Here is a 21,911-nt window from a genome sequence, read left to right on the forward strand (position 1 = left end):
ATGCCCAAGACCGCTCCCGCCCGCACCGACCTTCGTCTGCTTGATCCCTTCTGGCGCGAGCCGGTGGAGCGTTCGGTGCTGCCGAATGGACTGACGCTGATCCTCAAGCCCGACCGTTCCGCTGCCCTCGCGTCGGTGCAGGTTTGGGTCAAGACCGGCAGCGTCCATGAAGGCGCCCAACTCGGCGCCGGTCTCTCGCACTATCTGGAGCATATGCTGTTCAAGGGCACCGAGCGGCGCGCGGGGCGCGAAATCTCGGCGACGGTTCAGGCCTATGGCGGCTACATCAACGCCTATACCACCTTCGACCGCACGGTTTATTATATCGATCTGCCCAGCGAACATACCGCGGTTGCGATCGACTTGCTGGCGGATGCGGTGCTGCACTCGACCCTTCCCGCCGACGAATGCGCGAAGGAAAAAGAGGTCATCTTGCGCGAGATCGCGATGACGAAGGACGATCCGGACAACCGGCTGTGGGAAACCCTTTTCGAAACCTCGTTTCGCGAGCATCCGTATCGCCAGCCGATCATCGGGCATCGTGAAATTTTCTCCGCCGTCACGCGCGAAGATCTCGTGGCGTATTACCAGGATCGTTACGCGCCCAACAATCTCGTGGTGGTGATCGTCGGTGACATCGATGTCGCCGCGACGCGCGCGGCGGTGGAGCGGCATTTCGGCGCCGCGCCGCGCCGGCGGCTCGCACCGGTGCTGGTGCCGGCCGAGCCCCTGCAACTCGGCCCGCGGAGCGAACACCGTTTCGAAGACGTGGAGGTTTCGCGGGCGGCACTCGCCTGGCCGATTCCCGGACTCACGCATGCCGACGCGCCCGTGCTGGACCTGCTGGCCGGCGTGCTGGGCGGCGGCGACAGTTCGATCCTCTGGCAGGAAATCCGCGAAAAGGCGGGGCTCGTTCACTCCATCGACGCGTCGAGCTGGAACCCGGGTTCCAGCGGTTTGTTTTGCATTTCATTCACGGCGGACGCCGACCAACGCCTCGCGGCCGTGGACGCGATCCAACGCTGCCTCGCCCGGCACCTGCGGCGCGGTTTCACGCCGGCGCAGGTGAAGAAGGTCGTGCGGCAACTCGTGGTCAGCGAAATCAACACGCGCAAAACGATGAGCGGCCAGGCCTCGCGTCTCGGCGCGGCGGAGGTCGTCGTCGGCGACCTCGACCACAGCCGCGCGTATTTCCAACAGCTCGAGCAGGTGCGGCCTGCGGATCTGAAACGCGCGCTCGGCGAGTATCTCGCGCCGGAGCGCCTGACGTCGGTCTCGCAGAATCCGCCGGAGAAAAACAAGTCCTCTGCCATCCCGGCGGCGGCGCAGGCGGCCCGGCCGGACTTCACGGAAATGAAGCTTCCCAATGGCGCGCGCCTCTTGCTCCAACCGGATCGCCGGCTGCCGAATCTGCACTTCCGGCTGATGATGACCGGCGGACCGCTTTTCGAGGAGCCGGCCAAGCGCGGCGCGACCGCGCTGCTGGCGACGATGCTCACCAAGGACACGCGTCTGCGCAGCGCCGCGCAGGTCGCGGAGTTCATCGAATCGGTGGGCGGTTCGCTGCATCCGGTTTCCGGCAACAACAGCGTCGGGCTGGCCGTCGAGGTGCTGCCGCCGGATGCGGACCGGGCGCTCTCGGTATTGGAGCAGGCAATACGCTCGCCGCGGTTCAAGCCGGCGACGTTCCAGCTCGAGCGTGACGCGCAGATCGCGGCTCTGCAGCAGGACGAGGACGACGTCGTCACCCTCGCGCGAAAGCGTCTGCGGCAAAGATTCTTCGGCCCGCATCCGCTCGCGTTCGACGCGCAGGGAGACCAGGACGGGCTCAAGAACCTCGCGCCGGCGGATCTCGCGCGCCTTTTGCGCCGGCTGGCGGTGGGGCCGAATGTCGTGCTCGCGGTCGCAGGGGATTTCGAGCCGCGCGTGCTCGCGCCGAAGCTGAAACGCTTCCTCGCGAAACTGCCCCGCACCGCGGCACCGCGGGTGGAGGTCGCCGATGCGGCGCGACGGCTTCCGGCCGAAGCCGGCGAGTTCGTGGAAAAGCAGCCGCGCGAGCAGGCGGTGGTGGCGCAGGCGTTTCCCGGACCGCGCGTGAATGCCGACGACTTTTACGTCGGCGAAGTGGCCGACGAGATTTTCAGCGGGATGGCCTCGCGTCTGTTCGAGCGCGTGCGCGAGGAGAAGGGTCTCGCGTATTTCGTGCGGTCGGCGCGTGTGGTCGGTTTGGATACGGGCATGTTTTATTTCTTCGCCGGCACGCAGCCGGGTCGCGAGGTCGAGGTGCTCGCCGAGATCGACGCGGAGATCGAACGCATGCGTGTGGGCGGGGTGGAGCCGGAGGAGTTGGCCCGCTGCCAGACCCGACTGAAAGCCGGGCGGCGCCAAAGCCTGCAGACCAACAGTTCGCGCGCGATGCAGGCGGCATTGAACGCGCTGCAGGGACAGCCGATCAACGACTGGAAAAACTACGATGCGCGCATCGAAGCGGTGACGATTGCCGATCTCGCGGCGTTTGCGGCGCGGTATTTCCGCCGGGAGCTGCGAACGCAGCTCGTGGTTGCACCATGAATCGGCCGAGCCGCGGCTTTGCCGCCGCGGAGATGGAAGATCGGAGATGAAGGCGCGGCGTCACGCGGCGAGCTGAAAGCTTTCGGGCTTAGATGAAACCGAGAGGCGAGTGGCTAGAGGCTAGAGCTAGGTAGCGGCCCTCGTCCCGACAGCCAGGGGAGACGGCCTTCCCAGCTGTCCGCGTTCGCGGCCCATCTGCCGAACGCGTGGCACTGCCACGCCCTCAAACTACTCCGCAGATGGTGGGAGAAATGGTTGTCGCCGATGAGTAAACTCAATCGGCGTTGACGATAAGCTCGCCGCATCTCGGCTTTTCTTCGCGAATCCTTCGTGACCTTCGCGGTTAATCCGAGTCCCGGTGTTCTTTCGTGTGTTTCGTGGTTCCAAACGCCAGGTTCTGCCGTGAATTCCATGTTTTCCGCGGGCAAGTCGCCGCGGTGCGGCGAGTCTAGATCTAGGCCGAGGCGGTTTATGACATCAAAACGGCCATGAATATGCGTTTAGGCTGGTGCAATATTGATGCGTTAATAGGGTGGCGCTCGTTACCCTATGAAAACCAAAAACCTCAAAGTGATGATCCTGCTCGCCGTCGCGAGCATTTGGGCCCTGCCGGCGATGACCGCGAAAGACGAAGCCAAGGAGCAGAAGGTCGGCAAACGCACCTTGAAAAAGTATGACGTCGACAAAGACGGTCGCCTCAACGATGAGGAAAAAGCCGCTTGGGAAGCGGACAAAGCCAAGAGTCGCGAGGAGCGGGCGCAGAAAAAAGCCAAGAAGTCCTCCGACGCGGAAGCCGCCAAGTAGGCGGCCGCCGTTCCTTTTGCGTGGGTGCTGACCCCGGCAGCAATGCCGGGGTTTTTTTATGTGCGCGTCTTGCTCTCGTCGTGCAGTGCGCCGCTCCACTTCAGCTTCGTGCGCACGACCGAGAAGTGCGAATACGTGACCGCTTGGACGAGCGGCAGCTGCAGTTTTGAAATCGTGATCTCGATCGGCGAATCGATGCCGACTTTCAGATCGCGTTGCCCATCCATCGCCACCAGCAGGCGCGAGTGGTTGGAGCGGTTGAACACCCGCAGGCACACGCGATCGCGGAAAATGATCGAGCGATTACTGAGCGTGTGCGGACAGATCGGCGTCATCGCGATCACCGCGGCGTCCGGATGGACGAGCGGGCCGCCGGCGGAAAGATTGTAGGCGGTCGAGCCGGTCGGCGTGGAAAAAATAAGACCGTCGCAGGTGTAGTTCGTGACGAGCTCGTCGTCGGCGTAAACTTCGAGCTGCACGAGCCGCGAGTTGACCTCGTTTTTCACGAGCACGTCGTTGAGCGCGAGATCGTGCGAGCCTGGGCCGGTGCAGCACTCGAGCAGCGAGCGTCGTGCGATTCGATATTTGCCCCCGAGCAACTCGACGAAATGCGCGCGCGCCTCGTCGGCGGAAAACGTCGTGAGAAATCCGAGACTGCCGCGATTCACCCCGATGATCGGCACTTGGAAATGCGCCGCCTCGCGGGCGACACCCAGCAGCGTGCCGTCGCCGCCGATCACGCAGCAGGCGTCCATGCCGCGCAGGTAGCCTTTCTTGAGCGGAAAGTCGGACGTTGTTTTGACCTTCAGGCCATGGCCGCGGGCGGCGGCAGCCAGCTCCTCGCCGAGCTCGGGCGCGCCGTGCTTTTCCTCGTTCACCACGAACGCGATTTTCCGAATGGGCTTCATGTGCGCTGTCAGTGAAACCACGAATCTCTGCGAATCGATTCGAATATGCGCCTCGCCAACCTTCCGCCCGCTTGCGCCCGCCGCCGCTCGCCGAGCCGCCGATGTGCCCGCGCCTTCCACGCGAAGCGCCAAACCAGAGTGTCATCTATTATATGACACTCTGGTTTGGGTTGCTCACGGAGAGGCGGGGGAGATGGGCGGAAGGGTGGAGCTGGCGGGAGGGAGGGGAGTGGGCGAAGGGTGGCGGAGGGCGAGGAGGAATTCGCGGTTGCCGTCGGCGCCGGTGATCGGGGAGTCCATGGTGCCGACGAGTTGCGCGTGGGGGAGTTCGGCCAGCGCGAACTCGCGCACGCCGTCGAGCGCGGCCTGCTGCACCGCCGGATCGCGGATCACGCCACGGCCTTTGTCGACTTCCTCTTTCCCGGCCTCGAACTGCGGCTTCACGAGCGCGACCAGCGTTCCGCCCGCGCGCAGCAGCGGCCACACCGCCGGCAGCACGGCTTTCAGGGAAATGAACGACAGGTCCATCACGATCGCGTCGAAGGCGCTCCGCGGGAGATCCGCGGCGGTGAGATGGCGGGCGTTGATCTTCTCCAAATTCGTGACGCGCGGATCGCCGCGGAGCTTCGCGTGCAATTGCGCGCGGCCGACATCGACGCAGACGACATCAGCCGCGCCGGCCTGCAACGCGCAATCGGTGAAACCGCCGGTCGACGCGCCGACGTCGAGCACGTGCGCTCCGCGGAAATCCAGAGCGAAGCGCTCGATCGCGCCGGCGAGTTTTTCGCCGCCGCGGGAGACGAAACGCGGCGGCTGGTCGACCGTAAGCTCCAGGTCGGCGGGAAACTCCTTGCCCGGCTTGTCGAGCCGTTCGGTGCCGCGACGGACACGTCCGCTCATGATCAACGCCTTCGCCTGCGCGCGCGACTCGACGAGTCCGCGGGCGACGAGGAGCTCGTCGAGACGAATGCGTTTCGCGCCGCTCATGCGCGGGCTCCTTTCAACTTCTGTCGCGCGGGCGACCAGCAGGTGGTGCGGCCGCCGATGTCGGTGCGGCGCAGTTTCACGCCCGTGAGCGGGCACCTGCCACCGTCGCGCCAGCGGTGGTGAAACAGCCAGGAATCGGGAATGTTGACGTTGAGGTCGGGCGGCAGCTCCTCGCCGCGGCCGGCGATCTTGTCGAGCGCGAGCCGGGCGACGTGGCGGCATTCGCGCCAAAGCGTCTTGATCTCCGCGGCGTCGAGCGAGCCGGCGGCGCGTTGCGGATGCAGCGCCGCGCGCCAGAGGATTTCGTCGGCCATCCAGTTGCCGATCCCGGGGAAGCGCTCCTGCATGAGCAGGACGGATTTGATCGGCGCGCGCGCGCGGCGTCGCAGAAAGTCGGATACGGCTGCGACGGTGAACGCGCGCGACAGGATCGGCGGCGCGATCTGCGTCCACCAATCCGGCGCGTCCTCGCCGCGGTGAAACTGCACGCGTCCGAACATCCGCGGATCCGAAAACACCAGCGCGCAGCGCTCCATCGCGAGCACGAGGTGGTCGTGTTTCGCGGGGGTATAGTCGGGCGGCTGCGCGTAAAGATCGCCGCTCATGCCGAGGTGAACGCCGAGCCAGCGATCCGCGTCGAAGCGAAAGAGCATCTGTTTCGCGGCGGCGGCAGAGGATGCGAAACGCGTGCCGGCGAGGGCGTCGGCGATCGCGTGCGGATCGGTGCCGCGAAAGACTTTGGCGCGCGGATGCAGCAGGACGCGCGCGACGCGCTGGCCGACGGCGGCCTGGTGCCAGCGCTTGCGGAAGAATTCGACCTCGGCGAGTTCGGGCATGAACGGCGGCGGCGAAAACGCGGAGGCGGCCTCAGCGGATTTCCCAGTCGTAGCCGTGCTGTGACAGCAGACGCGGCGCGCGCGCGGTGACCTGCACGACGTCCTCGATGCGGCAGCCGCCGAGCCCGGGATAATACAGTCCCGGCTCGACGGTGACGACCGCGCCTTTTTTCAATGGCTGGGAAACGGCGCTGCTGATCCGCGGCGCCTCGTGAACGGCGAGACCGAGACCGTGACCCGTGCCGTGGAAAAATCCGACCGAGCCGGATTTCGTGTGCCGCGTTTCGAAACCGTCGCGCTCGAAGATGGCGAGGACGCGTTGATGGACCTCGCGGCCGTCGACGCCCCCGCGAATCGCGCCGAGCGCGGCGAGTTGGGCCTCGCGCACGGACGCGACGAGCCGGCGCTGGGCGTCGCTCGCGCGGCCGCGGAGAAAGGTGCGGGTCATGTCGCCGAAATAACCGGTTTTCGTGACGCGCGGAAAAATATCGATGATGATCAGGTCGTGCGGACGCAGCGGGCCGGAGCCGCGCTCGTGCGGATCGCAGGCCTGGTCGCCGCCGGCGACGATGGTGGTGTCATTGGCCTGTCCGCCCTCGGCCATGATCGCGGACTCGATCGCGAAGCGCAGGCGCTCCGACGTGAGCGGGCGTTTTTCGAAGATCAAGGAACGCCCGCGCGGCTGGGCGCGATGCAGGATGTCTTCGGCGATTTTAAAACCGACCGAGCAGAGCCGGTTGCCCTCGCGAATGGCGGCGGCTTCGGCGGCGGATTTGATTTCGCGTTCAGGAAACAGCGGGCCGTCGGCGAGCTCGAGCGTGACGCCGAGAGCGTTGAGTTTGACGAAGAGCGCGGCGGGAAAGTCGTCGGCGACGCGGAAGCGCTTGATGCGATGAGCGCGGGCGAGTTCGGCGATGATTTCGGCGGGGCCGACCTTGCGATCGGGAAAACGCTTCGCGGCGCGGGCGCGCCAGACTTCGAGCGGGAGCACCGCGTGGAACGTCCTCGCTTTCTTGATCCGGCCGAACTCGAGGGCGCTCTGGACGGTGATACGGCGGCCGCCGGCGGCGAAGGCGATGAACGGATCGTGGACGTCGACGCGGCTGAAATAGAGCTGGTCGGCGTTGCTCGTGTCGGCGAAGAGGAGCGGAGGAGGCGTGGAGCGAGGCACGGGAAGAGATTGAACTGACGGGAAGCGCGCATTAGCCACCCGGGCGGTGAAAAACGCAAATCCGGTTTGCTCCTCGATTCGATGGCTCGGTGTGCTGCTCGCGCTGCTGGCGTGGGCGGGGTGCGACGACGAGCGCGCGCCGACAGAGCAGAAGCCGAAGACGGTTGCCGACCATTTCGAGATCCGCGTGGGCGGAAAGCCCGTGCAGATGCAGCTCGCGGTGCTCATGCCGGAGATGGAGCGCGGCCTGATGGAGCGGCGCGATCTCGGGCGCGACGAAGGGATGCTGTTCGTTTACAACCGGCCGCAGCAAATGAGCTTTTGGATGCGCAATACGCCGACGCCCCTCGATATCGGATTTTTCAATGCGCACGGGATGCTCGAGGAAATTTATCCGCTGTATCCCTACGACGAGACGCCGGTGCGCTCGCGGAGCACGCTGCTGTCGCTCGCGTTGGAAATGAATCAAGGCTGGTTCCGCGAGAACGGCGTGAAGCCGGGCGCGGAGCTCGACATGGACGCCCTGCGCGCGGCGTTGCAGGCGCGCGGCTTCGAGCCGCGGCGTTACGGACTGGAGAACTGACGCGCCCGCGAAAGAGGGCGGGCCGCACGGACGTTATTCGTCCTTTGGGATCTCGTTGTCCGTTTTCAGGAGGATCACGGGCGTCTTGGTTTTCACCCAGACCTCCGTTTCCTTGAAGTGCTTGGCGGGGACGTTTTCGAGCGCCTCGCCGACGGTTTTCGCGGGATAAAGGCGGCCCTTGCGTGTCGCGTTGTAATCGTAAACCGCGCGGAAAATCCGGTCCTGCGTGGTCGCGGGACTTTCGTCCTCGGGAATCTGAAGCACCCAGCCGGTGAAATCGATTTTCGGCGGCAGCTGGCTCTCGGGATCGGAGACGAGGATGACGAACTGCTTCTTGAGCGGCGGCGGCTTGTCTTCCTCAGTCTCGGGCTGCACGGCGAGGTTGAGTTCCTCGATGACGCGTCGGAGCAGGGAAGGCTCGAGTTCGTTCTTCTTCAGGATTTCCGCGACCTTGCTGACATCGATTTTCGGCATGGGAACTTGGGAGGGAAAAGAAAACCAATCGCCGCAAACGCGCGGCTGACCAAGCCAAATCTTCGACGGGTTTGCGGCGCTGGCGAGGGCGGCCAGGGCGGCCGCTGGACTCGTTACGAATCATGTGCTTCCTGTGCCGCGTGTCTTCGACCGATCTCGAGTGGTTCGATGTGGTGAACGAGCGCGACGAGCCTGTGGGCCGCGCCCTGCGGCGCGACGTCCACGCGCGCAACTTGCTGCATCGCGCGGTGCACATCCTCGTATTCGACGAACACGGACGGCTGTTTCTGCAGAAACGATCGATGACGAAAGACACGTCGCCGGGGCTGTGGAACTCCTCGTGTTCGGGTCACCTGGACGCGGGCGAGGATTACGATCCGGCGGCGGTGCGGGAGTTGCAGGAAGAGCTCGGGCTGACCGTGGCGGAGCCGCCGCAGCGGTGGTTTCGGATCGAGGCCTGCGCGGAGACGGGCTGGGAATTTTGCTGGATTTACCGGCTGCGTTCGGGCGGGCCGTTTGTTCTCCATCCCGAAGAGATTGAAGGCGGCGACTGGTTGTCGTCGGAGGAGGTGACGGCGCGGATTGCCGCGAAGCCGGAAGACTATTGCCCGGCGTTTCGGCTGTTGTGGCCGATCGCTGCGAAAACGCTGGCAAGTGAGCGCGCGGCCTCGGCCTGAGCGCTCACGCCAGCCATCGGTAACTACAGCTCTGGCGAAGGTCGATAACGACGCCCGGAGATTCCGCCGGGGCCGGATTGTTCGCTGAGACGTTTGATTTCGTCGAATTGCTTCTGGGTGATCAGCCGGCGCGGCAGGCGACGCTCGGCTTCCTGCACGAGTCGCTCGCGATCCTCGTCGCTGGGCGTGTGCGGCTCCCACGACGTGTGATGACCCTGATGGCGGGTCCATTGGATGTTGCCGCCGTGAATGACGACCGCGACCTGGTATTTGCCGCGTTCCGGATCTTTGTTCCACCAACCGAACTCGATGCCCATGGCCGCAGTGTTGGCGGAGGTCAGGTTGGCGCCAGCGCAAACTCCGCGAGGCGTTCGCCGATGCGGTATTCGCCGCCGCGCGATTCGATTCGTCGCAACGTTAATCGACCCTCGCGGATCTCGACCAAGCCGGGACCGCCCGGCGGGCAGAACGCGCCGGTGTTGAGCACGATCAATCCCGACGGCGTGCGCACGAAGCCGAGCCGGTGGGTGTGTCCCATCACGAGAAAACGCGCCTGCGGACGAAACTGGCGGACAAAGGTGTCGGCCCGCGCGGGTGTCTGGCGCCAGGCCTGAATCACACGCCACACGCGCGTCGGCGGCCAGAGCGTGTCCAAAACATAACTGACAATGTAGCGGAGGCGGCGGCGCTCGGATTGATGGCGCTGGGGAATCGCGGCGGCGGCGCGGCGGTAGGCGCCGAGACAGGTGGGCAGTTGCGCGCGCTCCGGGGGAGAAAGTCGGGCGAGTTCCTGGGCGACGAGGCGACGGGCGAGTGCGGCATCGCGTCCCCACGGAACCAGATCCTCGAACAAGGCATCGCCGTGCGTGACGAGCACTTCTCCCTGAGAAAACTCCAGATGGTGGTGAGCCGAGACATCGGGATCGTGGTTGCCCGTGACCAACGTCGTGGGCGGAGCGTGGCGCGCGAGAAAATCGCGAACTTCCTGTGCGACCTCCTGCGGACGAAGACCGTTGTGATTGGGCCGGGTGTCGAGCGTGTCGCCGTTGAACACGACCTTGTCGGCTCCGTCGAACAGCGGCGCGAGGCTCGACAGCGTTGTCACGCGGCTGGCGCGATCGCAGTAATGGAGGTCGGAGAAGATGCGGAGGACGGAGACGGACACGGACGGGAACGGACCTGAACGCACCGCCGCGGTTCGCGCAACGCTTTAGGCTCTTGTGCTGGGAAACGAGAATTGGGAAAGTGAAGAGTATGCGTCCGCTTCGCTTCGTGTCGGTGTTGCTGTTGTTGATTGTCCTTTCCGCTCGCGCGGAGGATGCCGAGGAGCTCGCGCGAATCCACACCGAGGCGATTGGTGGGCGCGAGCGGCTCGATCGGTGGCGGGCGATGCGGGCGACGGGCACGGTGCTCTCGGACGGCAGCGAGCTAGAGTTCGAGCTGATCGCGGCGCGGCCCAACCGCGTGCACGTGCGGATCCGCTCGGAGGGTCGCGAGCTGGTGCAGGCGACCGACGGGGACCATGCATGGCAATTTGACGGCGCGACGGCGAAAGCGCTCACGCCTGCCGACGCGCGGGCGTTCAAGGCGGACGCGGAGTTCGACGACCCGCTCGCGAGTTTGCCCGAGCGCGGTTACGCGCTGGATTTTGCGGGCGAAGTGGCGTGGCAGGAGCGGACGGCGTTCAAGGTGCTGGTGACGCGTCCCGGCGAGGAACCGAGTTTTCTCCTCGTCGATCCGGAAACGTATTTTGTCGTCGCGCGCGTCACGCAGCAGACCAATGCGCGTGGGCGGCAGGTGACCATGGAGACGCGTTACGACGATTTCCGGCCGGTGGCGGGCATTCTCCTGCCGTTTCAGATCCAGGTTTTCGCGGACGGACGTCTTTTGCGGGAAACGGTGCTGCGGCAGGTGCTGCCGATTTTGGAGCCGCCGCCGGAGACCTTTGCGATGCCGGCGACGACGTTGGGCGGTTGACGCGGGGTTTCGGCGCTTGCCAGTCCGCGGCCTGCGCCATGGATTGCGGCATGGCTCTCTTTGGCACCCTGGAAACGATCCGGACGCAGGTCGCGCCGGCGGAGAAATTTGCGGCGGCGTTCGCGTATCTCGACGAGCTGCTGCGCGGCGGCTCGGACGCGGCGAAGCGGATTCGCGGCATCCCCGTGGGGGAAACGCAGAAGATCGAGCTCGCCGGCGGCGCGTTTGCGATGGAGCAGGTTTATCGCACGAAGGCGCGCGCCGACGGTTTTTTCGAGTCGCACCGCAAGATGATCGACGTGCAGGTGATCGTCGAAGGCGAGGAGTGGATCGAGGTGGCGGACCTCGCGCACTGCGTGGTGAAGCAGCCGTTTCAGGAGGAGCGTGATCTCATCGTGCATCAGGACGTCGGGGGCGCGTCCCGGCTGCGGTTGCGCGCGGGCGACGCGGCGATCTTTTTTCCGGCGGACGTGCACATGCCCTGTCTGGAAACGGAGAGCGGCAGCGGGATCGTGCGAAAAACCGTGATCAAGGTGCCGGTCGCGGGGAGCTGAAGACGTTGCGCGGAGCATGAACTACCGCCACCAGTTTCACGCCGGCAATTTTGCCGACGTGGTGAAGCACGCCCTGCTGGTGCCGCTGATCCGCGCGCTGCAGCAGAAGGCGAAAGGTTTCCTGTTTCTGGATACGCATGCCGGCCGCGGTCGCTACGATCTCGGCGCGGCCGGGCGGGGCGACACGCTGGAGCGCCGGCCCGAATGGCCGGAGGGAATCGGCCGCTTGTGGGCGCGGGACGATCTGCAGGGAGCGCTCGCGGATTACCGGGAACTCGTGCGGCGTTTCGATCGCGAAGCGGGCAATACCGCGGAAACGTGCCGGTATTATCCCGGATCGCCGGCGCTGGCGCGGATGCTGGCGCGGTCGCAGGACCGGCTGGCGTTGTGCGAGAAGCATCCGGACGAATTTCTGGCGCTGAGCGCCGAACTGCGGGAGACACCGCGGGCGTCGGTGCATGAAATGGATGGTTACGTGGCCGTGCGGGCGATGCTGCCGCCGCCGGAGCGTCGGGCGCTGGTGCTGATCGACCCGCCCTTCGAGGCGAAAGGCGAGTTCGCGGCGATTGTGACCGCGGTGCGCGAAGGGCTGCACCGGCTTCCGGCCGGCACCTTTGCGATCTGGTATCCGCTGACGGAGCGGGCGCGCGTGGACCGGTTTTTCGAGGAACTGGGAGCGCTGACGCTGCCGCCGACGCTGATGCTCGAGTTGACGGTCGCGGGCGCGGACGCGGGACCGAAGATGAACGGCTGCGGCCTCGTCGTGATCAATCCGCCCTGGCGTTTCGAGGAAACGGCGCGGCCGCTGCTCGCGGAACTTACGGGCTTGCTCGCGCAATCACCGGGCGCGGCGCACCGGCTGGAGTGGCTGGTGCCTGAACGCTAAAAAAAAGCGGCGGCCCGAAGGCCGCCGCTGGGAAAAGGAGGGAATCGTGGGCGTCAGCCCGCGATGGCGTCAGGTTTTCGCACGGCGCGAGCGAGTTCAGCCACGTCAGCGACGGGCGGGACAACGTTCAACGGCGGCGCTTTGAAGAGAGGACGATTCCACTGGATGTCTTCGCGATTCAAAACCCGCACAATCGCCGCCGGCGCCTGAGCGGGCGGCGTTTCATGATATGGAGCGGGGAACGGCATGATGGGGAGGGTGACAAAAATATCGGGTCAAGGTGCCAAAAAGTTAGAGAAAAAGTGCAGCGTCACGAAATCGTGACGTCGCGCGAGGAGAGTCGGAGGGCGGGGGAAGAGCGGAGGCGAAGCCCGACGCTCTCCCGCCGCCGGGACGTTTATGCGACGCGACGGGTGAGAAGCGTATCCTCCAAAGAATGACGCTTCGGCAGCTCGATGGTGAGCACGCCTTCGGCGATCTCGGCGTGCAGCGCCGGATAGTCGATGCCGTGACCCAGCCGGAGCCGCAGCTGGTAGTCGCGCTGCGCGCTTTCCAGATGCAGGGCGTGCCAGTTCACCCGGACGAAATGCGCCTTGCGAGCGGTGATCAGCAGATCGGGGCCGCGCGCCTCGATCTCCACTCCGGACTCGTCGACGCCCGGGACGTACACCGTGAGCTTCACGGCGTCCGGGAGTTCCCGGCAATCGTAGCTCGGCTGACGGAATTTCGGCGTGGACGACGACGAAGCCGCGCGGCGAGTGCGATGGGCGGGACGGGAGGTTTGGATGATCGTATGCATGGGAAAATTGGAAGGAGGTTGAGGACAAAAAGGAGTGCGCTCCTCGGGGCTTGATGCCGCCGGGCTTCAGGTGGTTTCTAAACTGGATCCGTTAAAACGGAGGTTTAGGCCTGACAGCCCGTGCCGGTCTGATGCTGTTTGCTCCAATATTGGGAGACCGCACGCATCTGGACGCGGCAATAGCAAGCGACGGCCTTCGTAGACGAAGTGCCGGCGGAGCCGCGGAGATGTTTGCGCGTAACGGTCATTGGAACGTGTTTCACCCTGCACAATGCAGCCGGCATGCCAAGTATGAACTTGCGTATAATGGTGAAGATTGCGTGACGCTGTGCCGGTCGACAGCGTCGGCGGCATGAACGACGCCACCACCACCGTCCAGGAGTTGAAGTCGCGAGTGCTGGCCTTTGCCCGCGAGCGCGAATGGGAGCAGTTTCACGCGCCGAAGAATCTCAGCATGGCGCTCGCGGCGGAGGCGGCGGAGCTGATGGAGCATTTCCTCTGGGCCACGTCGGAGGTGTCGCGCGAGGTCGTGAAAGATTCGGCGAAACGGGCGAAGATCGCCGAGGAACTCGCCGACATCGTCATCTACTCGCTCGAGTTTGCGAACGTCAGCGGGCTCGACCTCGCCGCCGCCATCGAAGCGAAAATGGCGGCCAACGCGAAAAAATATCCCGTCGAAAAAGCACGCGGCCGCGCTGACAAATACACCGAACTCTGACGCTGTGGCTGCGGCGGTCGACTCGTGCCGAGGCGAGGCGCCCCCACGCACGCGAGCCCCGCGGCACTACCGGCAGCAGGCGCAGCGCGGGCCGCAACTCGCCGGTGGCGCGGATGGAGACGCGGCGGATTTCTGCGCGGCGTAGCCGAAGCCGCCGACAATCACGCGGCGCACCGGCTCACCGGTCGCTGGATCGCGCGTCAGCGCCGCCTCCTTCATCGATTGCTGCACTTCGAAGCGACGCGGCTCGACGCCGGGCAGGAGCGGAATCGTTTCGTAGACGTAGGTGGCCATCGCGGTTCAGTAATCGGACTCATGGCACAGGGATCAAGAAATCCGCGGCGCGCAACCTACGAAACGGCGCGTCAAAAAACGTCGCCTTTCCAGCCCCACATTCCGCGGCTCACGTCGATGAACTTCACGTAAACGCGGTCCTTGGGAATCCCGAGATGTTCCTCGATCAGCCCGCAGAGTGCGGCGCTCAGGCTCTTGGTTCGTCGCGCGGGCAGCGCGATGGATTTGAGCTCGAGAAACGCGACCGGCGCGTCCGAGCCGGCAAAGAGCATCGGCGTGTCGGGTTGCAGCGCGATCATCACGAAATCTTCCGACTTCTCCAGCTCGCGGGCGACGAGCGCCGAGGCGCTGCGCAACACGGTCTCCTCGGCTTTCTCGGTGAGTGGAAGATTGGTCTGGATTTTGAGGTAGGGCATGGCGGGGCGAATTTGAACGGGGTTCAACGGGGCGGCCGACGCCCGAAGTGTGCCGCGTTTTCCGGCCGCGCGCAAATCGGGACCACGCCCGATCGCGCTCTCCCGCGAATCGACTACGCCGGTCCGGATTTTGGCCGAAACGCCTTCATCACCGCTTCGTTCGTCTCCAGTCGCGGGCCGCCGATCAAATCGATGCAATAGGGAATCGCGGGAAACACCGCTTCGAGATTCTCGCGAATCGCCTTCGGCCGGCCGGGCAGGTTCACGATCAGCGTGCGGCCGCGGATTCCGGCCGTCTGCCGCGAAAGGATCGCGGTCGGCACGTGGCGCAACGACGCGGCGCGCATCAGTTCGCCGAAGCCGGGCAGCTCTTTCTCGATCACCGCGCGCGTGGCCTCGGGCGTGACATCGCGAACGGCCGGCCCGGTGCCGCCGGTGGTGACGACCAGCGGGCAACCGACCTCGTCGGCCAGGCGGCGTAGTTCTTTTTCAATGACGTCGCGTTCGTCGGGCACGATCCGGTAGTCCGGTTCGAAGGGCGTCGCGAGCCATTCGCGCAGCAGCGCAAGGCAGGCCTGGCCCGGTTCGTCGGCGTAGATGCCGGCGCTGGCGCGGTCGGAGATGTTGAGGATGCCGAGGCGGATCATGGGGACGGAGAAATCGAGAATTCGGTCGGGTTGAGATTGAACTCGCGCACGACGTCCGCGGCGCTGACACCCCGCTCGCGCAGCGCGCGGAGACTGAGCGCGTCGTGGCGCTTGGCGAGCCGTTCGCCGCGATCGTCGGTGACGAGCGGACAATGATGATAAGCCGGCACGTCGTGCCCGAGCGCGCGTAGCAGCAGAATCTGACGGAAGGTGGATTTGATCAGGTCCGCGCCGCGCACGACCTCCGTGATACCCATCGCGGCGTCGTCGACCGCGCACGCGAGCTGGTAGCTCGGCATGTCGTCTTTGCGCCAGACGAGAAAATCCCCGAAGTCGCGGCCGGCGATCGCGCGCTGCGGACCAAAGTGCGAATCGTGAAACGCGACCTCTTCGCCCTCCGGCACGCGGAAGCGCCAGTTCACGGAAATCGTGTCGCCGAGCGGCGGCAGCGGTGCGTTCGTCGGCGGCCGGAACGACGGCGGATAAACCGGCTCGTCGTCCGCGTGCGGCGCCGTGGCCGCTTCGAGGACGTCGCGGCGCGAGCGCATGCAGGGGAAAATCAGTCCCGCGGCGTGCAGCTGCGCGAGCGCGCGACGGTAGTGTTCGCGCCGGCGGCTTTGGTCATACGGCGCCTGCGGGCCGCCGAGATCCGGGCCTTCGCTCCAGCGCAGGCCGAGCCAGCGGAGATCCTCCAGCATGGCGGCGACGAACTCCGGGCGGCAGCGGGCGGTGTCGAGATCGTCGTTGCGCAGCACCAGCGTGCCGCCGGCCGCGCGGGCGCGTTCGCCCGCGACCCAGAACGTGCGCGCGTGGCCGAGATGCAAGTAGCCGGTCGGCGACGGCGCCAGGCGTCCGCGATACGCCGCATGCGGCGGCGGGACTGAGTTTGAAGTTGGAGGGTCGAAGGACAGAGCGGCGGAAGCTTTGGGTTTGATCTCTCAACTCTCAACACTCAGCTCTCAACCTCTTCCATGTCCAAACTGCTCTGCGTTTACTGCTCCTCGAGCGACCGGCTGGATCAGAAGTATTACGACGCGGCGACGGCGCTCGGCCGCGAGATGGTCGCGCGCGGTTGGGGGCTCGTTTACGGCGGCGGCAAGACCGGCCTCATGGGCGCCGTGGCCCGCGCCGTGAAAGCCGGCGGCGGCCGCGTCATCGGCGTCATCCCGGAATTCATGAAAGCGCGCGAGCTCGCCTACGACGAGGCCGATGAGATCGTCACCGTCGTCACCATGCGGGAACGCAAACTTCTCATGGAAACGCGCGCCGATGCGTTCGTCACGTTGCCCGGCGGCTTCGGCACGCTGGAGGAGATCATGGAAATCCTCACGCTGCGGCAGCTCAACGTCGTGCGGAAACCGTGCGTGTTGTTCAACCAGGAGGGGTTTTACGACGACTTGCTGCGGCTGTTCGGCCGCATGCTCGACGAACGCTTTTTCAAGCCGAGCAACATGGACGTGTTTCGCGTGGCCGCCGCGGTGCCGGAAATCTTCGCGAAGATCGAGGAAGCGTCGACGACGCCCATCGAGGAGAAGTGGTTCGAGAAGCGCTGAACTTTCGATGCACCGCACCGCTGTCCTGAATCTTCTGAAAGCGCATGCCGCCCGCGCGCTCGAGTCGCACGAAATGGCGATGGTCGCGGACACGATTCGCTTCGTGGAAACGCACGACGACTGCCTGCACCGCTCGTGCGTGCCGGGGCATCTCACCGGCTCGGCGTGGATCGTCGACGCGACCGCGACGAAGACCTTGCTGACGCATCACCGCAAACTCGACAAATGGCTGCAGCTCGGCGGTCACGCCGACGGCGATCCGGATCTGCTGGCGGTGGCGCTGCGCGAGGCGCAGGAGGAAAGCGGGCTCACGCGGTTGCGGGTCGTGAGTGCGGCGGTGTTCGACGTGGACCGGCATTTAATCCCGGCACGCAAGAGCGAGCCGGCGCATTATCATTACGATTTGCGTTTCCGGATCGAGGCGGACCCGGCGGAGCCGCTCGTCGTGACAAGCGAATCGAAGGACCTTGCGTGGGTTGATGTATCCGCCGTGGCAGGACTCAATCCCGAGGAATCGATGGCGCGCATGGTGCGCAAGACGCACCATCGTCTCTGGCGCTAGCTCAGCGCCAGAGGCCGATCACTTCGTCGCGGCGGACCCATCCGGTCTGGCCGTTGGGAAACGTGAGCCGCACCCAGCCGAGGAATGAATTCTCCTCGTCGATCACGGCCACGCTGCCGGGCGCGAGCACGCTGGTTTTTTGCGTGTTGTCGGCCTCGGTCGGGATCGAACGCAGCGTGCCGGCGCGCCAGGCGATGACCGCGCGGCGATCCGCGGCGAGTCCGTAGGCGTGCACGCAGGCCGCGGCGAGCGCGAGCGCGATCCCGCAAAGTGCGAACAGCGACGTGGCCGAGATCCGGACCCAGCGGCGGCGCCGATGATACAGTTCCGCGAGCAGCCAGCCGAGCGAGAGCGCAGCGAGGGCCGCGGCGCCGAGGATCGCGCGCTGCCAGGCGCCGGGCGTCGCCTGGCTCGCGAGCGACTGCAGCGGACCGGGCGAGAGGAAGGGCTGCAGCGGCGCGGGCACGGCGCCGGACTTGTCGACCGCGAACAGAAAATTCCAGCGAATCGCCGGCGCCGAGGGCGCCTGGACGAAGGCGGCCGCCGCCTGCGCGCCGGCTTCGCCGAAACGGTCCTGCTGGATCAGCGCGAGCGAAAGATTGTGACGCGCGATGGCGTCGGTCGGCGCGGTGGCGACGGTCTTGCGCCAGGCGTCCGCGGCGGCGGCAAAATCGCCGCTGCGATACGCGGTGCGCGCGTCGGTCGCCGGTTTCGCGAGCTCGGCGGCGCGCAGCGAAGCCGGCAGGAGCAGCGCGGTGGCGGCGGAGACGAGCAGCAGGCTGGCGACGAACGGGAGCAAGTTGCGCGGCAGGAAAAGATGGAATGGCGAGATCCCGGGTATCCGTTGCGCGGAGACGGCGACATCGGCCCGTGCCACCCAGTCGGACGGCAGACGCCCGTCGGCGCGATAAAGCGCGGCGTCGGCCTCGGCCCAGAGACGCGACCATGTCGGATCGGCGAGCGCGGTCGGCGGCGGGGCGGCGTGGTGCAGTCCCAGCAAAAGGCGGGCGTCGTGCTGCCATTGCAGCAGGAGCGCGTGGACGGACGCGGCGGGCGCGCTGCGCAGCGCGGCGAGCGTGGCGGCGAGCCGGGCGCGGGCCTCGCGGCGATTTTGCAGCGGATCGGTCGTGCGCGCGCGCCGATAAGCAAGCGCGAACCAAAAGCCGAGCAGCACCACGAACGGCGCAACGGCGAGCGCGACGAGCAGGCTGGAACGGAGCGGCACCGGCGCGGATGCGGAGCCCGGCAACGGATCGCGCGGAATCGGGGCGGGCGGCGCGGGCGGTTTGATCTTGGCGATCTCGAAACGCGGCGCGCCGTTGGCGGGCGTTTCATCGGACGTCGACGGAGCCGGCGTCGCCGCGACGGGAGCGGGTGCGGGGGCGGAGATCGAGACGGTGGTGCGCGGCGTGGTGAGCGTTTTGTAGTCGCCGGTGGCAGGATCGAAGTAGACGAAGTTGACCGGTCCGAGCGTGTAGGTGCCGTCCTCGGTGGGGATGAGGACCACGTCCTCGGAGAGCGTCACGTCGAAGAGCTTGCCCTCGGCGGGGGTGCGTTTCGCCTGGGGTTGAACGACGCGGAAATTGCGCGAGACCTCGCGTTGCGGCAGTCCGGCAATGTCGGGCCAGTTGCCCGTGCCGGAGAGTTCGAGCGTCCAGGTGACCGGTTCGCCGACGGCGGCCTGCGCGGGGACGACTTTCGACGTGAGCTTGAACTGGCCGACCGCGCCCGTGTAGCCGGCGGGCGGCGGCGGGAGCGGACGCACCACCAAGGCCGGCGCATTCGAGGCGACGGCGAGTTGTTCGATCCGCGGTGTCTGGAACAGGCCGAAGCCCATGCTGCCGGCCTGCAGGTTTACGAGCTGGTTGGCGGCGTTGAGCGTGAGCGGTCCGGGATTCTTGGCGTAGCCGCGCGTTTTGGCGGTGATGCGGAGGCGGGCTTCGCCGTTGGCCATGCCCTCGCTGGGTTCGAATTTCGACCATTCCTCGACGACGAGCGGCGCGGCGTTCCACTCGATATTGCTGCCGAGCTGGTTGAAGGCCGAGCGCGGCACGTCGAGGACGTAAGTGAGCGGGAAAACCTGGCCCGCCCAGACCGAGGTGGCGCCGGGATCGAGCCGCGCGGAGACGCTGGCGTCGGCGGCCGAGCGGGTCGCTCCACCGGTGAACGCCGCGACGCGCTGCGGGCCCTTGTTGGTTTGCACGGTGAAGGCGGGAATCTGGATCGGGCCGGACTTCTGCGAACGCGCGCGATAGCTGTAGATGACGGAACGCGTCATCGAGAAGTTCACGATGCTCGTCTGCTCGGAGCGGCCGGTGAACGCGAGCGTGGTGCCATCGAGCTTCGGCAGCTGCGGCTCGCCGTCGGGCGCGCAGTTCTCGAAAATCAGCAGCAGCTCGGACGGATCGCCGGAGTCGCTGACATCCCAGCGCACGGATTGCGCGTGCGCGGACGAAAGCAGCAGCGAACACGGCGCGAGCAGCAGGAAAAGCAGGAGTAACGGACGCGAGAAACGTCCCCGGGTGCGCAGCGTGCGTGCGCTCCGTTGCGGCCGGAAGGTCGACGGGTGAGTGGACATGAACATTACCAATCTTTCTTGGGCTTGCGCGGAGTCTGGTCCTTCTCGGCTTCCATCAGCCGGAAGAGCTCGGCGGGCGAATCCTGGTTTTTCAATTGATCCAGCTTTTGCAGCGGCAGCGCGAGCGACGGGTCGGTCGTCGGCGGCGGGCCGTCTTTCTTTTGCGGCGCGCCTCCGACCTTTTGCGTTTCCTCGGGCGGGGGCGGCGGCGGTTCTTCCTTCTTGTCCATGTCGCCGAACGCGGATTCCGGGGACTGCTTTTGTCCGTCGGACTTCTGCTGATCCTGCTGGTTCTGCTGCGAGGCGTCGTCTTTCTCCGACTGTTTTTGTTGCTGCGATTTATCCTGCTTTTGCGGTTCGGACGAAGAGTCCTGCTTGGACTGATCCTGCTTCTGCTGATCCTGCTGCGACTGATCCTGTTTTTGTTGGTCCTGCTGATTCTGTTGTTGTTGTTGTTGCTGCTGCTGCTGGTCGTCGGGTTTTTTCAGCAACGCCTCCAGTTCCTGGCGCAGCTTGGGCCAGTCGGTGGTTTTCGGATCCTGTTTCGAACCGAGTTCGACGGCGGCGAGTGCGTCGCGGACGGGACCTTCGGGGACGGCTTGTTGCGAGGATTGCAGGCGCGTGCCCCACGTGACGGTTTCGCGGGCGAACTCCGCCCAGTCGCGCGCGGTGCGTTGCGGCGTGGTTGCGAGCCGCGTGACAATTCGCGCGAGCGGCGCGGATTCGGCGGGGGGCGCGGCTTTTTCCGCGGCGTGCGCTGAGCGAACGGGCAACAGCGTCGCCGGAACGAGCAGCAGCAGAATCGCGACGGTTGTGATCGACGGCGCGGGCGCGCTGGGCGGCGCGGCCGCAAGCGGCGGCGGATCGCGCGTGGGCTCGTTGGCGGGGGAGAGCGTGAGTTGACGCGGGCGCGGGCGCACGGGGAATTCGTAATAGAGGCTGACCAGCAGGCACCACAGACCGAGCGCGAGCGGCCATTGGAAACGCTCGACGAGGCGGACGGAATTCTTCTCGAGGAACTCGCCCTTCTGGCCGGTCGCGATGGTCGAGTCGATCAGCGCCGCGAGATCGATCCACGCGCTCGCGTCCTGGTAAACGCCGTTCGTCGTCTCCGCGAGTTCGCGCAGCGTGGCGGGTTCGAGTTTCGACAACACCACGGCGCCGCGCTCGTCTTTAACGAATCCCCCGGAGCCGTCGGGGATCATCGCGCCTTCCGCGGTGCCGACGCCGAGGCCGAGGACGCGGATGCCCTTCGTCTTCAATTCCGGCAGGCGTTCGCGCCAGTTTTCCTCGGTGGCTTCGCCGTCGCTCAACACGATCAAAAAGCGATCCGCCGAACCGCTGGTGCCAAACGCGCTCAGTGCCGTGTCGATCAACGCCCGGTAATTCGTGCCGCCTTCCGGCAAAAACTCCGGATCCAGCGCCGGCAGGAATTCGCGCAGGATCTCGTAATCGGCGCTCAGCGGACTTTGGAGAAACGCCGTGCCGGAAAACACCACGAGACCGATGCGTTCGCCGTTCAGTTTTTCGAGGAGCGACTGAACGAGGAGCTTGGCGCGATCGAGGCGCGAGGGGCGAACGTCGGGCGTCAACATCGAGCGCGATAGGTCGATCGCGATCAGGATCTCGCGCGCCTGATCGAAGACGGGTTCGTCGACGCGGCCCCATTGCGGACGCGCGAGCGCGACCACGCTGAGCAGCAGTCCGGCGCACAACCAAGGACGCACCCGATGCCGGCGCGCGGCGCCGGCGGCCGCCGCGGCGAGTTTCAGGCGATGATTGCCCGCTTCGGCGCGCAGGATGTGCGGATGCGTGGCGGCGGCGTCGTGACGCCGGCGCGTGATTTCCCAGACCAGCAGCGCGACCGGCACGAGGCCGAGCCAGAGGAAATGAGGAAGAGCGAAGGTCACGGGAAA

Annotated in this window: 25 protein-coding genes; 10 read left to right on the plus strand and 15 right to left on the minus strand. The window is 65.9% G+C overall.

The window, feature by feature from the left end:
- A complete protein-coding gene (locus AC6RV7_RS12240; RefSeq protein WP_500094281.1) occupies nt 1-2,571 on the plus strand; it encodes a M16 family metallopeptidase in 2,571 nt (856 codons plus the stop codon).
- A 549-nt stretch (nt 2,572-3,120) separates the two neighbouring features.
- Complete coding sequence (locus AC6RV7_RS12245; RefSeq protein ID WP_500094282.1) at nt 3,121-3,375, plus strand: hypothetical protein; 255 nt, start codon at nt 3,121-3,123, stop codon at nt 3,373-3,375.
- 56 nt (nt 3,376-3,431) lie between these two features.
- On the opposite strand, the gene AC6RV7_RS12250 is transcribed toward AC6RV7_RS12245, so the two are convergent.
- From AC6RV7_RS12250 to AC6RV7_RS12265, 4 genes are all read right to left on the minus strand, one after another.
- Nucleotides 3,432-4,283: an NAD(+)/NADH kinase gene (locus tag AC6RV7_RS12250; protein WP_500094283.1), complete on the minus strand. Its 852-nt coding sequence runs from the start codon at nt 4,281-4,283 to the stop codon at nt 3,432-3,434.
- Between the two features lie 174 nt (nt 4,284-4,457).
- Nucleotides 4,458-5,270, minus strand: coding sequence for a TlyA family RNA methyltransferase (locus tag AC6RV7_RS12255; protein WP_500094284.1), 813 nt, complete (start codon nt 5,268-5,270; stop codon nt 4,458-4,460).
- A complete protein-coding gene (locus AC6RV7_RS12260) occupies nt 5,267-6,106 on the minus strand; it encodes an Fpg/Nei family DNA glycosylase (RefSeq protein WP_500094285.1) in 840 nt (279 codons plus the stop codon). The genes AC6RV7_RS12255 and AC6RV7_RS12260 overlap by 4 nt, the downstream gene beginning before the upstream one ends.
- Before the next feature lie 31 nt (nt 6,107-6,137).
- On the minus strand, nt 6,138-7,277 hold the full coding sequence (locus tag AC6RV7_RS12265) for a M24 family metallopeptidase (protein WP_500094286.1): 1,140 nt from the start codon (nt 7,275-7,277) through the stop codon (nt 6,138-6,140).
- Nucleotides 7,278-7,323: 46 nt separating this feature from the next.
- Here AC6RV7_RS12265 and AC6RV7_RS12270 point away from each other — a divergent pair, with 46 nt between their 5' ends.
- Nucleotides 7,324-7,860 carry a DUF192 domain-containing protein gene (locus tag AC6RV7_RS12270; RefSeq protein WP_500094287.1) on the plus strand — a complete coding sequence of 179 codons (537 nt, stop codon included), beginning with the start codon at nt 7,324-7,326 and terminating at the stop codon, nt 7,858-7,860.
- Between the two features lie 33 nt (nt 7,861-7,893).
- Here the strand turns inward: AC6RV7_RS12270 and AC6RV7_RS12275 are convergent, their stop codons facing one another.
- A complete protein-coding gene (locus tag AC6RV7_RS12275; protein WP_500094288.1) occupies nt 7,894-8,334 on the minus strand; it encodes a hypothetical protein in 441 nt (146 codons plus the stop codon).
- A gap of 140 nt (nt 8,335-8,474) precedes the next feature.
- On the opposite strand from AC6RV7_RS12275, the gene AC6RV7_RS12280 reads away from it, so the two are divergent.
- Nucleotides 8,475-9,011 carry an NUDIX hydrolase gene (locus AC6RV7_RS12280; RefSeq protein ID WP_500094289.1) on the plus strand — a complete coding sequence of 179 codons (537 nt, stop codon included), beginning with the start codon at nt 8,475-8,477 and terminating at the stop codon, nt 9,009-9,011.
- Between the two features lie 23 nt (nt 9,012-9,034).
- Here AC6RV7_RS12280 and AC6RV7_RS12285 read toward each other — a convergent pair whose 3' ends face one another.
- Nucleotides 9,035-9,328: a hypothetical protein gene (locus AC6RV7_RS12285; RefSeq protein WP_500094290.1), complete on the minus strand. Its 294-nt coding sequence runs from the start codon at nt 9,326-9,328 to the stop codon at nt 9,035-9,037.
- A gap of 20 nt (nt 9,329-9,348) precedes the next feature.
- Nucleotides 9,349-10,176, minus strand: a complete 828-nt coding sequence (locus AC6RV7_RS12290) for a metallophosphoesterase (protein ID WP_500094291.1) — start codon at nt 10,174-10,176, stop codon at nt 9,349-9,351.
- 89 nt (nt 10,177-10,265) lie between these two features.
- Here AC6RV7_RS12290 and AC6RV7_RS12295 point away from each other — a divergent pair, with 89 nt between their 5' ends.
- From AC6RV7_RS12295 to AC6RV7_RS12305, 3 genes are read left to right on the plus strand one after another with little or no spacing between them, the layout of a single operon-like run.
- On the plus strand, nt 10,266-10,988 hold the full coding sequence (locus tag AC6RV7_RS12295; RefSeq protein WP_500094292.1) for a hypothetical protein: 723 nt from the start codon (nt 10,266-10,268) through the stop codon (nt 10,986-10,988).
- Nucleotides 10,989-11,038: 50 nt separating this feature from the next.
- Nucleotides 11,039-11,542: a NanQ anomerase/TabA/YiaL family protein gene (locus tag AC6RV7_RS12300; RefSeq protein ID WP_500094293.1), complete on the plus strand. Its 504-nt coding sequence runs from the start codon at nt 11,039-11,041 to the stop codon at nt 11,540-11,542.
- Nucleotides 11,543-11,558: 16 nt separating this feature from the next.
- Nucleotides 11,559-12,428, plus strand: a complete 870-nt coding sequence (locus AC6RV7_RS12305; RefSeq protein ID WP_500094294.1) for a 23S rRNA (adenine(2030)-N(6))-methyltransferase RlmJ — start codon at nt 11,559-11,561, stop codon at nt 12,426-12,428.
- A 53-nt stretch (nt 12,429-12,481) separates the two neighbouring features.
- Here the strand turns inward: AC6RV7_RS12305 and AC6RV7_RS12310 are convergent, their stop codons facing one another.
- The gene (locus AC6RV7_RS12310) at nt 12,482-12,676 is read right to left on the minus strand and encodes a hypothetical protein (RefSeq protein ID WP_500094295.1); all 195 of its coding nucleotides are present in this window, start codon (nt 12,674-12,676) and stop codon (nt 12,482-12,484) included.
- Nucleotides 12,677-12,825: 149 nt separating this feature from the next.
- A complete protein-coding gene (locus AC6RV7_RS12315) occupies nt 12,826-13,227 on the minus strand; it encodes an Hsp20/alpha crystallin family protein (protein WP_500094296.1) in 402 nt (133 codons plus the stop codon).
- A 352-nt stretch (nt 13,228-13,579) separates the two neighbouring features.
- Here AC6RV7_RS12315 and AC6RV7_RS12320 point away from each other — a divergent pair, with 352 nt between their 5' ends.
- On the plus strand, nt 13,580-13,945 hold the full coding sequence (locus AC6RV7_RS12320) for a MazG-like family protein (protein WP_500094297.1): 366 nt from the start codon (nt 13,580-13,582) through the stop codon (nt 13,943-13,945).
- 66 nt (nt 13,946-14,011) lie between these two features.
- Here AC6RV7_RS12320 and AC6RV7_RS12325 read toward each other — a convergent pair whose 3' ends face one another.
- The 4 genes from AC6RV7_RS12325 to gluQRS form a co-directional block, all read right to left on the minus strand.
- On the minus strand, nt 14,012-14,239 hold the full coding sequence (locus AC6RV7_RS12325; protein WP_500094298.1) for an FmdB family zinc ribbon protein: 228 nt from the start codon (nt 14,237-14,239) through the stop codon (nt 14,012-14,014).
- A 71-nt stretch (nt 14,240-14,310) separates the two neighbouring features.
- A complete protein-coding gene (locus tag AC6RV7_RS12330; protein WP_500094299.1) occupies nt 14,311-14,655 on the minus strand; it encodes a phenylpyruvate tautomerase MIF-related protein in 345 nt (114 codons plus the stop codon).
- Nucleotides 14,656-14,768: 113 nt separating this feature from the next.
- Nucleotides 14,769-15,302 (minus strand): molybdopterin adenylyltransferase, encoded by a 534-nt coding sequence (gene mog / locus AC6RV7_RS12335; protein ID WP_500094300.1) that lies wholly within the window; start codon nt 15,300-15,302, stop codon nt 14,769-14,771.
- Nucleotides 15,299-16,213 (minus strand): tRNA glutamyl-Q(34) synthetase GluQRS, encoded by a 915-nt coding sequence (gene gluQRS / locus AC6RV7_RS12340; protein WP_500094910.1) that lies wholly within the window; start codon nt 16,211-16,213, stop codon nt 15,299-15,301. The genes mog and gluQRS overlap by 4 nt, the downstream gene beginning before the upstream one ends.
- A 60-nt stretch (nt 16,214-16,273) precedes the next feature.
- Here gluQRS and AC6RV7_RS12345 point away from each other — a divergent pair, with 60 nt between their 5' ends.
- On the plus strand, nt 16,274-16,855 hold the full coding sequence (locus AC6RV7_RS12345; RefSeq protein ID WP_500094301.1) for an LOG family protein: 582 nt from the start codon (nt 16,274-16,276) through the stop codon (nt 16,853-16,855).
- Between the two features lie 7 nt (nt 16,856-16,862).
- Nucleotides 16,863-17,417 (plus strand): NUDIX hydrolase, encoded by a 555-nt coding sequence (locus AC6RV7_RS12350; RefSeq protein ID WP_500094302.1) that lies wholly within the window; start codon nt 16,863-16,865, stop codon nt 17,415-17,417.
- 1 nt (nt 17,418) lies between these two features.
- Here AC6RV7_RS12350 and AC6RV7_RS12355 read toward each other — a convergent pair whose 3' ends face one another.
- Both AC6RV7_RS12355 and AC6RV7_RS12360 read right to left on the minus strand, forming a co-directional pair.
- Nucleotides 17,419-19,995 carry a BatD family protein gene (locus tag AC6RV7_RS12355; protein WP_500094303.1) on the minus strand — a complete coding sequence of 859 codons (2,577 nt, stop codon included), beginning with the start codon at nt 19,993-19,995 and terminating at the stop codon, nt 17,419-17,421.
- Between the two features lie 5 nt (nt 19,996-20,000).
- Nucleotides 20,001-21,905 carry a VWA domain-containing protein gene (locus tag AC6RV7_RS12360; RefSeq protein WP_500094304.1) on the minus strand — a complete coding sequence of 635 codons (1,905 nt, stop codon included), beginning with the start codon at nt 21,903-21,905 and terminating at the stop codon, nt 20,001-20,003.
- Nucleotides 21,906-21,911: the final 6 nt, after the last annotated feature.

It is taken from the genome of Opitutus sp. sgz309028 (assembly GCF_059821195.1).

What these genes read in the sequence shown, in the direction of transcription:
- AC6RV7_RS12300 (WP_500094293.1), top strand. Translation starts at nt 11,039, where the DNA reads ATGGCTCTCTTTGGCACCCTGGAAACGATCCGGACGCAGGTCGCGCCG.
- mog (WP_500094300.1), bottom strand. Translation starts at nt 15,302, where the DNA reads ATGATCCGCCTCGGCATCCTCAACATCTCCGACCGCGCCAGCGCCGGC.
- AC6RV7_RS12260 (WP_500094285.1), bottom strand. Translation starts at nt 6,106, where the DNA reads ATGCCCGAACTCGCCGAGGTCGAATTCTTCCGCAAGCGCTGGCACCAG.
- AC6RV7_RS12255 (WP_500094284.1), bottom strand. Translation starts at nt 5,270, where the DNA reads ATGAGCGGCGCGAAACGCATTCGTCTCGACGAGCTCCTCGTCGCCCGC.
- AC6RV7_RS12275 (WP_500094288.1), bottom strand. Translation starts at nt 8,334, where the DNA reads ATGCCGAAAATCGATGTCAGCAAGGTCGCGGAAATCCTGAAGAAGAAC.
- AC6RV7_RS12250 (WP_500094283.1), bottom strand. Translation starts at nt 4,283, where the DNA reads ATGAAGCCCATTCGGAAAATCGCGTTCGTGGTGAACGAGGAAAAGCAC.
- AC6RV7_RS12245 (WP_500094282.1), top strand. Translation starts at nt 3,121, where the DNA reads ATGAAAACCAAAAACCTCAAAGTGATGATCCTGCTCGCCGTCGCGAGC.
- AC6RV7_RS12350 (WP_500094302.1), top strand. Translation starts at nt 16,863, where the DNA reads ATGCACCGCACCGCTGTCCTGAATCTTCTGAAAGCGCATGCCGCCCGC.
- AC6RV7_RS12320 (WP_500094297.1), top strand. Translation starts at nt 13,580, where the DNA reads ATGAACGACGCCACCACCACCGTCCAGGAGTTGAAGTCGCGAGTGCTG.
- AC6RV7_RS12345 (WP_500094301.1), top strand. Translation starts at nt 16,274, where the DNA reads ATGTCCAAACTGCTCTGCGTTTACTGCTCCTCGAGCGACCGGCTGGAT.
- AC6RV7_RS12240 (WP_500094281.1), top strand. Translation starts at nt 1, where the DNA reads ATGCCCAAGACCGCTCCCGCCCGCACCGACCTTCGTCTGCTTGATCCC.
- AC6RV7_RS12315 (WP_500094296.1), bottom strand. Translation starts at nt 13,227, where the DNA reads ATGCATACGATCATCCAAACCTCCCGTCCCGCCCATCGCACTCGCCGC.
- AC6RV7_RS12310 (WP_500094295.1), bottom strand. Translation starts at nt 12,676, where the DNA reads ATGCCGTTCCCCGCTCCATATCATGAAACGCCGCCCGCTCAGGCGCCG.
- AC6RV7_RS12285 (WP_500094290.1), bottom strand. Translation starts at nt 9,328, where the DNA reads ATGGGCATCGAGTTCGGTTGGTGGAACAAAGATCCGGAACGCGGCAAA.
- AC6RV7_RS12330 (WP_500094299.1), bottom strand. Translation starts at nt 14,655, where the DNA reads ATGCCCTACCTCAAAATCCAGACCAATCTTCCACTCACCGAGAAAGCC.
- AC6RV7_RS12295 (WP_500094292.1), top strand. Translation starts at nt 10,266, where the DNA reads ATGCGTCCGCTTCGCTTCGTGTCGGTGTTGCTGTTGTTGATTGTCCTT.
- AC6RV7_RS12355 (WP_500094303.1), bottom strand. Translation starts at nt 19,995, where the DNA reads ATGTCCACTCACCCGTCGACCTTCCGGCCGCAACGGAGCGCACGCACG.
- AC6RV7_RS12305 (WP_500094294.1), top strand. Translation starts at nt 11,559, where the DNA reads ATGAACTACCGCCACCAGTTTCACGCCGGCAATTTTGCCGACGTGGTG.
- AC6RV7_RS12325 (WP_500094298.1), bottom strand. Translation starts at nt 14,239, where the DNA reads ATGGCCACCTACGTCTACGAAACGATTCCGCTCCTGCCCGGCGTCGAG.